At 62.0% G+C, this 10,960-nt stretch carries 8 protein-coding genes and 1 pseudogene; 5 read left to right on the top strand and 4 right to left on the bottom strand.

What is annotated here, in order from left to right; translation table 11 throughout:
• Positions 1 to 197 (bottom strand): hypothetical protein (locus F758_RS51470; RefSeq protein WP_024512556.1); only part of this gene is annotated, 197 nt, incomplete at its 3' end.
• Between the two features lies 1 nt (position 198).
• On the opposite strand from F758_RS51470, the gene F758_RS46855 reads away from it, so the two are divergent.
• The 5 genes and pseudogenes from F758_RS46855 to galE all read left to right on the top strand — a co-directional run bounded on the left by F758_RS46855 (position 199) and on the right by galE (position 7,295).
• The gene (locus F758_RS46855; protein ID WP_024512555.1) at positions 199 to 909 is read left to right on the top strand and encodes a hypothetical protein; all 711 of its coding nucleotides are present in this window, start codon (positions 199 to 201) and stop codon (positions 907 to 909) included.
• A 77-nt stretch (positions 910 to 986) separates the two neighbouring features.
• A pseudogene (locus F758_RS53555) lies at positions 987 to 1,379 on the top strand (cysteine peptidase family C39 domain-containing protein); the annotation flags it as partial.
• Positions 1,380 to 1,535: 156 nt separating this feature from the next.
• A complete protein-coding gene (locus F758_RS45430; protein ID WP_502689208.1) occupies positions 1,536 to 3,725 on the top strand; it encodes a type I secretion system permease/ATPase in 2,190 nt (729 codons plus the stop codon).
• Positions 3,712 to 5,148 (top strand): HlyD family type I secretion periplasmic adaptor subunit, encoded by a 1,437-nt coding sequence (locus F758_RS0136925; RefSeq protein WP_024512553.1) that lies wholly within the window; start codon positions 3,712 to 3,714, stop codon positions 5,146 to 5,148. The genes F758_RS45430 and F758_RS0136925 overlap by 14 nt, the downstream gene beginning before the upstream one ends.
• Before the next feature lie 1,136 nt (positions 5,149 to 6,284).
• Positions 6,285 to 7,295: a UDP-glucose 4-epimerase GalE gene (galE, locus tag F758_RS0136920; RefSeq protein WP_024512552.1), complete on the top strand. Its 1,011-nt coding sequence runs from the start codon at positions 6,285 to 6,287 to the stop codon at positions 7,293 to 7,295.
• A 183-nt stretch (positions 7,296 to 7,478) separates the two neighbouring features.
• Here galE and F758_RS0136915 read toward each other — a convergent pair whose 3' ends face one another.
• From F758_RS0136915 to F758_RS0136905, 3 genes are read right to left on the bottom strand one after another with little or no spacing between them, the layout of a single operon-like run.
• Entirely contained in the window at positions 7,479 to 8,252 is a 774-nt protein-coding gene (locus tag F758_RS0136915; protein ID WP_024512551.1) for a metallophosphoesterase family protein, read from the bottom strand.
• Entirely contained in the window at positions 8,231 to 9,505 is a 1,275-nt protein-coding gene (locus tag F758_RS0136910; RefSeq protein WP_024512550.1) for a carboxylate--amine ligase, read from the bottom strand. Before F758_RS0136910 ends, F758_RS0136915 begins: the two co-directional genes overlap by 22 nt.
• A gap of 50 nt (positions 9,506 to 9,555) precedes the next feature.
• Positions 9,556 to 10,731 carry a GNAT family N-acetyltransferase gene (locus F758_RS0136905; RefSeq protein WP_024512549.1) on the bottom strand — a complete coding sequence of 392 codons (1,176 nt, stop codon included), beginning with the start codon at positions 10,729 to 10,731 and terminating at the stop codon, positions 9,556 to 9,558.
• Positions 10,732 to 10,960 lie beyond the last annotated feature (229 nt).

The following is a 10,960-nucleotide window of genomic DNA, read 5'->3' as shown; positions in this document are numbered from 1 at the left end:
ACCACCGGCTCCGCCGCGACATCGTCGGGCACCTCCTCGTCCGACACGACATCGGGCGGGACTAGCGTGACCACGCCGACCGGCACCACGTCGTCGGGCGGCACCACCGTAACCGATCCGACCGGCACCACTACCTCGGGCAGCACGAGCGGATCCGACACGACCACGCCGACGACTCCGATTGCACCGACCCTCACCGTGGCCGATCACGCGCTATCAGTCAGCCCCGGCAGCCAGGTATCGCTCGGCATCGGCGTGAGCGTGCCGCATGCGGGCGATAACGTGACCGTCAACATCTCCGGATTGCCGAACTACGAAACCATCACCGACAATCTGGACGGCAAAACCTTCAGCGGAAGGTCGGTCACGCTGACTGCGGGGGAGGTCAACAGCGGTCTCACGCTGAACTCCTCCTACCGCGGTCACGGGCATCCGACTGCGACGCTGACGGTCACTACGACCGATGCCACCGGCACCCCGGTCACGAGCGCGGCCCAGACCATCACGGTGAAGGATCCTCCGGCGACCACGACGAGCTCGAGCACGTCAACGACAATGTCGGCCGCAGCCAACTCCGGAACGTCAACGCCGACGACGACGGACAACAGCACGTTATCGGGTCGGTCGCCTAGCACCCACATCGATGTCGGTCAGTGGTTCAATACTCATCCCGACTTCGCCCGGGCGGCGACGACGCTCAGCGAGGCCGGAGCATCGAAGTCGGGCGACGTACTTAACCTTGGGACGACGACCGATGCGGTTGCTAGCGCCGGCGCGAAAGCCTACGCCCTCTTCAATCAAATGATGGCGGGCGATTTCGGTGGCGAGTCGCATTTCGCGCAGGCGGCGACGGCATTGTCCGCGCCGTCCCAGCAGCAGGCCAACCTCCTGACCAGGCCTCTGCACTAACCAGCCAACCAAGGCCACGCGGCATCCGGCCGCCCCTGCGGGGCGGTCGCGGTGCCGCGCTGCCGGAGTTTCGGGACATGACGACGAGAAGCACAAAGCGGCCGCAGGCCGAGCACCACGACGACGCATTCGAGCAGGGCGTCACGGCGCTGACGGTTCTGTCGCGCCTCCATGGGCGCAGCATCGCGCGGGAGGAAGTCGGCCGGCACTGCAAAGGAGACGTCTTCGACGTCACTCAGATGCTGAATTGCGGCCGCGCGCTGGGGATGAAGCTGCGGGCGCACAATAGCGACTGGGCGGGCCTTTCTCGCCTGTCTCTGCCCGCTATCGCCGTGCTTCGAAGCGGTGGGTTCCTGCTTCTCGGCCAGATCATCGAAGACCGCGTGGTGGCGGCCGATCTGAAGTCACGACGCCCGAAGTACATCTCGCAGGAGGAATTGGAACGTCTTTGGGACGGCCGCATCGTCGCGCTGGCCGCGCGGAAGAGCTGGAAGGATTTCCCGCTTGGGCGCCCCCGCCTGCGCAACCTCGTCGGCTACCTACCACGCGTTGACATCGGGGTCGCCGGTTCGACGATCGCCGCCGTCGGACACGTCCGAATCTTCGCCGAGCGGCTGTGGCAATGGTTGCGGCCCACCTCAGAGGATGCCGCGCATCATGAGTTCGAGCCGAACGACGAGGCGACCGCTCCAGACCCGGACGAAACCGAATCGGCGCTGCTAGCGCTGGTGATACTGCTGCGCTGTCATGGAATAGGTGCAGAACCGGAACAGATCCGCCATCGCATCGGCACCGCAAGGATCGGCGTCCCTGAGATGCTCCGCTGCGCCAAAGAAATGGATCTGAAGGCGCGCGCGCTCTCGACGCGCTGGGAGCGGCTGGCGACCACGCCTCTACCGGGCATCGCCATCCTCCGCGACGGCAGCTTTCTCATCCTCGGCAGAGCCGCTCCCGACAAGGTGCTGGTGCAGCGCCCGACGGAGCAGCGGCCCGAGACGATGACGCGGGAGCAGTTCGAGGCGATCTGGAGCGGCGGCCTGATCCTGATGGCGCGCCGCGCAGGCCTGACGGACCTTGCGCGCCGCTTCGATATCACCTGGTTCATGGGCGCTATCGGCAAGTACCGGCGGATGCTCACCGAAGTGCTGACCGCATCCCTCTTCCTCCAGCTCTTCGCGCTGATTTCGCCGCTGTTCTTCCAGGTGGTCATTGATAAAGTGCTGGTGCATCGCAGCCTGAGCACGCTCGACGTCCTGATCTTCGGCCTCGTGGCTATCGGCATGTTCGAGGCTATCCTCGGAGCCCTGCGCACCTACCTCTTCGCGCACACGACCAACCGCATCGACGTAGAACTCGGCGCCCGCCTGTTCCGTCATCTGATCTCGCTGCCGATCGCTTATTTCCAGGCGCGCCGGGTCGGCGATTCGGTCGCCCGCGTGCGGGAGCTCGAGAACATCCGTCAGTTCATCACTGGCTCAGCCCTCACGCTCGTCCTCGACCTGCTGTTCACCTTTGTATTCCTCGCGGTGATGACGTACTACTCGCCCTTGCTGACGCTCGTCGCTGTTGCGGCATTCCCGCTCTACATCGGCATCTCGGCCGGATTGACGCCGCTGTTCCGCCGACGGCTCGACGAGAAATTCCGGCGCGGCGCGGAGAACCAATCGTTCCTCGTCGAGAGCGTCACCGGGATCGAGACGCTGAAGGCAATGGCGGTTGAGCCGCAGATGCAGCGGCGATGGGAGGAGCAGCTCGCCGGCTACGTCGCCTCGAGCTTCCGCGTCGTGAGCCTCAACAACGTGGCGAGCGAGGCCGTACAGCTCATCAACAAGCTGGTCGCCGCGGCGACGCTCTATCTCGGCGCCAAGCTCGTCATCGGCGGCAGCCTGAGCGTCGGCGAGCTCGTCGCGTTCAACATGCTCTCCGCACGCGTGAGCACGCCGGTACTACGGCTAGCGCAGATCTGGCAGGACTTCCACCAGGCCCGGCTTTCGGTCGAACGACTGGGCGATGTCCTCAACACCATGCCCGAGCCGGCCCAAAGCCCGAGCCGCGCGGCGCTCCCCCCCATCCGCGGCCGGATCACGTTCGACCACGTCACGTTCCGCTACCGCGCCGACGGACCCGAGACCCTGCACGACCTCACCTTCGAGGTCGAGCCCGGTCAGGTGGTAGGCATCGTCGGCTCGTCAGGATCGGGCAAGAGCACGCTCACCAAGCTGGTCCAGCGGCTCTACGTTCCGGAGCGCGGACGCGTGCTCGTCGACGGCATCGACCTGACGGTGGTCGATCCCGCCTGGCTGCGGCGGCAGATCGGCGTAGTGCTGCAGGAGAACGTACTCTTCAATCGGACGATCCGCGAGAACATCGCACTTGCCGATCCGATGATGCCGATGGAGCGCGTCTTCGCCGCTGCGATGCTCGCCGGCGCGCATGATTTCATCCTCGCCCTGCCCGAAGGCTACGACACCGTTGTCGGCGAGCGCGGATCGAGCCTCTCCGGCGGCCAGCGGCAGCGCATCGCGGTAGCCCGCGCCCTCGTCGCCGACCCGCGGATTCTCATCTTCGACGAAGCGACGAGCGCGCTCGACTACGAGAGCGAGCGGGCGATTCAACAGAACATGAAACAGATCGCAGCGGGCCGGACCGTCTTCATCATTGCGCACCGCCTGTCGACGGTTCGGACTGCCGACCGCATCATCACCCTCGAGGCCGGCCGCCTTGTCGAGGACGGCACCCATGAGCAGCTGCTTCACTCGAACGGCCGCTACGCGAAGCTCCACTTCCTGCAGGCAGGCATCCATGGCGTCCGCTAACAACTCCGTCGTTCACTTTCCCAGGCGCCCGATTCGCCGCAACGACTACGAGCTCGCCTTTCTACCGGCAGCGCTTGAGATCGCCGAGACGCCGCCCTCGCCCGTCGGCCGCGCCATCGGCGCGACCATAATCGCCATCTTCTGCGTCGCGCTCGCATGGGCTACCTTTGGTAAGGTCGATATCGTCGCCACGGCCACCGGCAAGATCATACCCAGCGGCAGGACCAAGCTGATCCAGCCACTGGAGACCGGTGTCGTACGCGCCATCAATGTCCATGACGGCCAACAGGTCCACGCCGGCGAAAGCCTGATCCAGCTAGACCCGACCATGACGGCGGCCGAGCAGGGCCACGTCAAGGCCGATCTCGTCGCCGCCCAGCTCGACGTCGCGAGACTGCAGGCGGCGCTCTCGGATGGCGACGATCCGCTCGCGAATTTCCATCCGCCAGAGGGCGCGACGCCGGCCCAGATCGAGATGCACCGGCAATTCCTGGTCAGCCAAACCTCCGAACAGCGCGCCAAGCTCGCCGAACTCGACCGCCAGTCGTCGCAGAAGGAGGCCGAGCGTTCGACAGTGGAGGCGAGCATCGCCAAGCTCGAGGCTACCATCCCGCCGCTCCAGGAGCGCGTCGACACACGCAAATACCTGTTCGACAAGCAGCTTGGATCGAAATTGAATTACTTGACCGAATACCAGGACTTGGTCAGCCAGCAGCAGGATCTCCTCATTCAGCGAAGCAAGCTGAAAGAGGCCGAGGCGGCGCTTGCCGCGTTCAAAGAGACCCGCGACAGGACCGCGGCAGAGTTCCGACGCACGCTGTACGACGAGCTGGCGAAAGCCGAGCAGAAGGCCGCCGGTATCGCCCAGGACGTGATCAAGGCCGAGCGGCGGACCAAGCTCCAGGATCTCGTCGCCCCTGTGGACGGCGTCGTCCAGCAGCTTGCCGTGCATACCGTGGGGGGCGTCGTTACGCCGGCCCAGGTGCTCGCCGTGGTCGTCCCACAGGAGAGCCACCTCGAGATCGAAGCCACGCTGTCGAACGAAGACGTCGGGTTCGTTCATGCGGGACAGGACGCCGAGATCAAGGTCCACACCTTCAATTTCACACGCTACGGAGTGCTCCATGGCAAGGTGCTGAGCGTCTCGCCCGACACCATCGCCCGCGACGGTCGCGACGTCGCCGAGCCCAGATCTCGCGCCGAGAACACGTCGGAAGGCCGCCAGCAACAGGGGCAGGACGATCTCGTCTATGCCGCCCGGATATCGCTCGATCAGCGGCAGTTGAAGGCCGGGGAACGCGTCGTCGATCTCGGCCCGGGCATGGCGGTCACGGTGGAGGTAAAGACCGGATCCCGCCGGATTATCGGCTATCTGCTCTCGCCGCTCGCCAGGTACGAGCATGACGTCCTGCGTGAACGGTAGGAACCGCTTTGTTGGCTCTGCACCAAAGTGCCAAGCTCAGCGGGAGTCGCGCGCCCCCGAACATCAGGAAGCGACCTGAGGCTAGGCTCGTTCTAAGCGGCCATAAGGTGCAATGCGATTGTCGCCGTTCGCTATGAAGGTGTCTCGGTTTCATCGACATTCGAACTCAGGCGGCCACGAGCTCGACCAACGTGCCGCATGAATACGTGATCTTGACGCGCCATCGGTTAGGAGGATGCCGTCCAAGCGTTCCGCGCGCCCGGTGCAAGCAGCCAATAGATTCGTTCGGAAGATTCGGGTGCCGCACCTTTAAACTGAGCGTAGCGAGCGGGTTCGAGCGCTTTTCAGTCAAACACACGAACGAGCATCCCGCCCATACTCGGGGCTGCGGCATGCTCCGAGCGCGTTGAGCTCCCACCGATGACTACGGTGCCGGCCCGCCAATCCAAGAGGCACGCACTTAGTTGAGACCGATTTACGAAATGGGCCATGCTGAAGCGACCAGCGTTGGCCAATCGACACCACGCGCGATCGGCGCCGGGCCGTGCGAATCCAGAAGGGGTAATCCTTCGGCGACGTTGCACTTGATCTTCGGCGAGAGTGAGCTGGGGACATGAATATCGGCTGACTGGCGCGAAAAACGAGCAGCAGAACGCCGGACTGCAGGTGATGTTCTCGCGCCGCCGCCGGAAGCACCGCGGAGGATTTGTCGGGTACGTCCTTGATCAAGACTTCGGAAGCGGATTTCACGGTTGACGGCGGGCCGTCTTTCGTGAGGGGCGTCAAGGACCACTATCTGAGTTCGTTTACCGCGGCCTCATCAAGAGCACCGCGAAAGCCGTGGTGGCGAATCTCGCTCGCTCCGAAAATGGGTCTCGGAGCGAAAGGGCAGTTTATATCCGGAAGCCACCCTCGCGCGCTGTGGCGAGCGACGTTAGGGCGGCCATACGCGGCAAGGTCGATGCCGCCGAGCGCGCTTTGCCCTTACGGCATTCACCTACGCAAGTACAAGCCTCGGCGAACCGCCGAAAGCTGTCGCGGCATCTCTGATCGCAAGTTCGACTCCGGAAAGCATAGCCGGCACCGGCACGGGCATCGCACGGAAGGCATTCGGACGAATACGGAAAGTGTTCGACATGATCTTGTTGACCGGAGGCGCCGGCTACATTGGGTCCCATGTCTGCATGGCATTGCTGGACGCCGGCCTCGGTGTCGTCGCACTCGACAATCTCTCCAACAGTAACAAAGCCTCTCTCCAACGGGTACAATCTTTGTGCGGACGGTCGCTCGTCTTTCGGCACGCCGACATCCGGAATGAAGAGGCAATCTACGCAATACTTCGTGATTGCGCAGTCAGTGCGGTTATTCACCTTGCGGGACTGAAGGCCGTAGGCGATTCGAACGTTCGGCCCATGACCTATTACGAAAACAACATCGTGGGAACAATGCGGCTCGTATCGGCCATGAAGAAGGCAAACGTAAAGACGCTCGTCTTCAGTTCGTCCGCGACCGTTTACGGGAGACCGACGTATCTGCCGCTCGACGAGAAGCATCCCCTCGGGCCGACAAATCCGTACGGTCGAACAAAGTTTTTCATCGAGGAAATGCTGAAGGATCTGTATCGGTCCGACGATGATTGGCGGATTGGTATTCTGCGCTACTTCAATCCCGTTGGCGCGCATGAAAGCGGGCTCATCGGAGAAGACCCCGTTGGCGTTCCGAACAATCTGTTGCCGTTTGTGGCGCAGGTGGCAATTGGAAAGCAAGAGAAGCTGACGATTTTTGGAAACGACTATGACACTCCGGATGGCACTGGAATCCGCGACTTCGTTCATGTCGTCGATCTTGCTTCCGGCCATCTAAGTGTCCTGAACCATCTGAAACAGCCCGGAGTGCTCACGCTCAATTTTGGAACAGGTAACGGCAGCAGCGTTCTGGAAGTCATTCGGACCTTTGAAACCGTGAGCGGGAGGCCGATTCCGTATGAAATCCGAGAACGCCGGGCTGGTGATGTCGCCATCTGTTATGCCGATCCGACGCTTGCGGGAGAAACCTTGGGCTGGCAATCGAGGCGGTCGTTAGCACAAATGTGTGCGGACCATTGGCGTTGGCAGTTGAAGAATCCTTGCGGCTATCGTGGTACCTAGCCCAATATCCGCGGGTCCATCGTCGAGTGGCGGCGAACATGGAACTGGCGGTAGCACGGGTGCGCCCGCCTCGCGACCTCCACCGCTGCAAGGCCCCTGCAGAGACGAGGGCTCTGGATCTGCGCGTTCGCGGTAGTCACGCTCGCCGTCGCTGGTTGGGCGCGGACTGATCCTGGGGTTCACTTACGAACGGCCGAGGAGCTTGCGACGCAAGCTATAGTATCTATCACGCCAACGTCCAATACGGTATCCGGCCATGACAGCCTTCGCTTCCGTCAGGGCGTCATCATATGACACACGCAAGAACTCGACGGTCAGCGGGCTGCTGTCGAATAGTGCAAACTCCGCAAATCTCGGTTGAGGCTTGCGGGAGGCATCCAGCGATCCCGCGTTGATGAAATATTCGCGATCGGGGTCCAGTCTCACAATCCCGTTCGCGGGAAGCTCGCGAATGTCTCCGCCCTGCCCGATCTCGAACACTCTTTGCTCATGCACATGGCCGTAAAAGCAGATCTTGCGGCCCGGGAGGTCCGCGCGCAGGTAAGCGACGTTCTCCGCGATATGATGGGAACCGGTCATATACTGCTGCACGTCCCGCACGCCGCCATGAATCAATACCGCACGATCCTCGACGGGAACGCTCCTCGGCAGCGAACGCAGGTACTCGACGGTGCCAGGCAGGAGCGAGCAGCGCGTGCGCTTGAGAGCATGCATTGCCTTGTTCGAGCAGCGTTCAAAACCAAGGAGGCCGATGCCGATGAGATCGTGATTGCCAACGATCGAGACCACTCCGCGCTCGCGCAAGATGGCCGCGCATTCGTTGGAGTCCGCGTTGTAGCCGATGATGTCGCCGATACACAGGAGCCGTTCGGGACCGTAAGCCTCGAGCGCTGCAAGAGCCGCGATCAGGGCCTCGCGATTGCCGTGGATGTCGCCTATGACGCCGTAGAGAGCCATTGGCGCCACCATACATCCATCAATCTGAACAACTTGCGAACCTTCCGCACGAACGTCATCGCAAGTGGCGCGGGATCACTCCACGCGAACACGTTGTAGACGGTTCGCGTGAAGAGGATCGAGGAAACCCAGTCCACAAGGGTCAACTGCCGTTGCCGCGAAAGCGCGCGATAGGCGCGCCAATCGAGCGGCAGGCAGAGCCAGCGCGTGTCTGTGCGATAGGAAAGAGGGGGTGGCCGTTTCCCGGCTACCACGTAGTCGTAAGCGATCTCCATGAGGTTGAGCCCGTTCGCCGCGCCGAGGCAATGCCAGAGGTTGAATCGCGCATTCACCTCAAGAACGAAGTGCTGACCGGATTCGACGTCGGTCTTGAGATCAATTTTGAACGGACCTTTCAGAGGCAGTCGCTCGGCCAGCCGCCGTCCGAACGCCGCGAGTTCTTCGTTCTCGATCATCTCGATGAATGAACTTTCGCCCGTGAACGGCGGCGAGGCCCGCAACTTCCTGCCAAGGAAGGAAGCGAGAATCTTACCCCGCTCGTCGGAGACGCCATGAAATGACCAAAGCTGGCGATCATCTCCCCGGATGTATTCCTGGAATACGAGTTGCTCCCGAAAGGAGGCAACGAAAGGCTGCGCCATCACTGCGCTGCCATTCTCGAAGGCAAGGGCCTTGCTGCGTCCGAACAGTCGAACCTGCAGCGGCGAATGGTGCCAATTGCACTTGGAGCGCGGCTTCGCGAGCACCGGCCCATCGATCTCGGAAAGCATATCCCAGTCAAGACTGCGTGGCACCGGAATCCCTCTCGCGCGCGCGAGTTCGTCAAAACGATCCTTCGTCAGTAGCCCGGTCGCGACGGCCGGATCACACAGAAGCAACAGAAACTTCTGCTGCAAGCGCTCGCGATGCATGTAGATGAGTTCGAGAAAGTAATCCTCGCCATACATCAGAGGAACGCGGCGGCCGAACTGGCTCGAAAGCCGTTCGCCGGCGTCAATCAACGCATCGACCAGCGCACTGGGCTCGCTGCGCGGCGGAAGAATGCAGCGGCCCGCGCAATAGCGTGAAGCGAATGCCGGAGCATCGTCCTCGGTCGAGGCGACGATCGCCGGAATACCCGCCATTCCCAATGGCCGAAGTAAGACGGGGCCTGCCGCGAGCAGAACCGGCGGCCGGTCCATCGTGAGATGCCGATAACTCACCTCGAGCATGCCGGCCACTGCTTTCGCTCCGAAGTTCTTGCGTCTGGCCACGCGTCGTGAGCCTGCGCCATCGTGAAGGTCCCAACCCACCTACCAATCGTCTAAGAACCTGCCCCCGAATGCGGAATACAGAGCCGCAGCTTCTTTTTTGGAAGGTCCGTAGCAATGGTCTTTAGCCTCCGCTTGGCTCGGCGGAGCTTCGCCTCGATGCGGCCCTCTGCACTGTCTCTGCCTATTGCGATCCAGTTCATGCCATACCCCGCATTAGCCAGATGGGACTTATGCCCGGCGGCGCCAGCGAGGAAGTCGTAGCCGCGCTCCCCGCGTGCGATGCTGTCCTCAATAGACAGCACATGGCTGATGAGCCCGGGTTTGAGCCGGTTATCGCGCTCATAGAGAAAGCCGTTTTGGTAGTTAAGGACACAGCCGTCATGCACGAAATTGTACAAGACCCCGATCGTCTGGTCCCCAGCCAACGTCCGTGAGATGCGGACGGCCCCCAAGGGCACGCCGCGCGCAATTAGCTCCTCGTGAAACGGACGGAAGCCCGGATTAGCGAAGGATCCCTTGCGTCCCCATCGCGCCTGATGAAGGTCTTCCAGCAAATCGAACGCAGCGAGGGCCTCTGTTGTCGTTTCCATAGTCCGGAGCTCGACGGAGCCGCGCTCTGCATATAACCGCATCGCACGGCTCACGGCCTGCCGAGTATTGCGGCCCAATGTGGCGCGGTAATTACCGCCTTGCTGGCGGACTTTGGCAAAATCGCTCCACGGTGCCGTATCTGCCCGTTTCACCTCGGTAACAAGCCCAACTCGGCTCGCGGTGCGACAAGCTGCCATCTCAAGGTCTGGGTCAATTCCGGAAAGCACTAGCTCGTCCGAGTGCCGCAAGCGGGACGTCAAAGCCTCGAGACATGCCACTCTAATGGCATCCTCCAAAGATTGCTCTGCAAGAATGTTATTGTACTCGATGGACAATCTGTCGAAACGAGTATCTCCGGTTTCATTGAGCAGCCAACGCGCCCGCGCATGCAGGCCGAGACTCCACGCTCCCCGCCGGCAAATAATCGCCAAGCCGACGATATTTCTTGAAGACCGAGCGACGAGGACGTGTGGTTGTGCGCCCTTCGGCAGATGCCGTAGCCAAGTGCCGATCCAGAGCCAAGACAAATAGAATGAGTGATTTGCGCGCGCTTGGAGCTCCTTCCAGGACGTCTCAAGCCTCGCAATGCTCTCCAAGGCTTCCAGCCTGACATCGATGACTCCATCAAGAGGCATGGCTTGCTCCGTCGAAGCCGAGCAACAAACCCATCGCGATCACACAGCTCTTCGCCCTGATGCCTTCCCCGTTCGCAAGCTTGAGGGCAAAGCCGTCTGGCCTACGTCACCAATACGTCTCCCAGCATGGGAACCAGATGCCGCTGAAATGACAAGGCGCATCTGGCGAATGTGTCATACGCAATCGAAGCATTTCCGTAGGATGGCCTTACGTCTGCGCAGAATTGCT

This window comes from Bradyrhizobium sp. ARR65, assembly GCF_000472385.1.
Lineage (GTDB): Bacteria > Pseudomonadota > Alphaproteobacteria > Rhizobiales > Xanthobacteraceae > Bradyrhizobium.
The sequence above is the reverse complement of the archived record's forward strand: the minus strand, read 5'-3'. Positions and strand labels throughout refer to the sequence as shown.